This window comes from Oleiphilus sp. HI0066, assembly GCF_001635725.1.
In genome coordinates this window covers 1-543 of the sequence record NZ_LWFH01001773.1, presented here as the reverse complement: position 1 = coordinate 543, position 543 = coordinate 1, and the positions used below count along the sequence as shown (strand labels likewise).

Annotated in this window: 2 protein-coding genes; both read left to right on the top strand. The window is 44.8% G+C overall.

The window, feature by feature from the left end; genetic code table 11:
- The coding region (locus tag A3738_RS27475) for a tetratricopeptide repeat protein (RefSeq protein WP_231876781.1) at positions 1–436 on the top strand (436 nt) is incomplete at its 5' end.
- On the top strand, positions 408–543 hold a 136-nt coding region (locus A3738_RS32785), incomplete at its 3' end, for a YaeQ family protein (protein ID WP_369819841.1). The genes A3738_RS27475 and A3738_RS32785, both read left to right, overlap by 29 nt.

Genomic DNA, 543 nt, shown 5'->3' with positions numbered 1-543 from the left:
GAACGGGGGGAATAAAATCTTGGTTAAGATCATGGCTACAGTAAAAGCAGCACTCGTCTTTCTTGCTTGTTTGTTTATTTGGGCGTGTTCTTCTGCACCAACGCACACACTCGTTGCGAAGCAAGAGTCTGCCCATTCTCCAGCAAAAGATCAGCGTTACACGACTAAGCAACCCAACATACCTAGTGCCGTTTATGCATTGATTGATCAAGCGCAACAAGCGCGTGAGCAAGATCAGATGGGCGGGGCGTTGTCGCTGTTAGAACGAGCACAACGCTTAGCGCCAAATTTTAGTGTGGTTTATTTAGAGTTAGGACATACCTACCTCGCGTTGAACAATCATCAACGCGCAAAACATATGTATTTACGTGCATTATCTTTAGCCGCTAATAGTTCTGAGCGGCGCAATGCACAACTGGCATTACAGGAGCAGTAGTACTATGGCATTAAGTGCCACGATTTATCGTTTCGGAAGTGATTTAAGTGATATGAACCTACATATCTATGAGCGTGTTTCTTTGCATGTTGCATTGCATCCTTCTG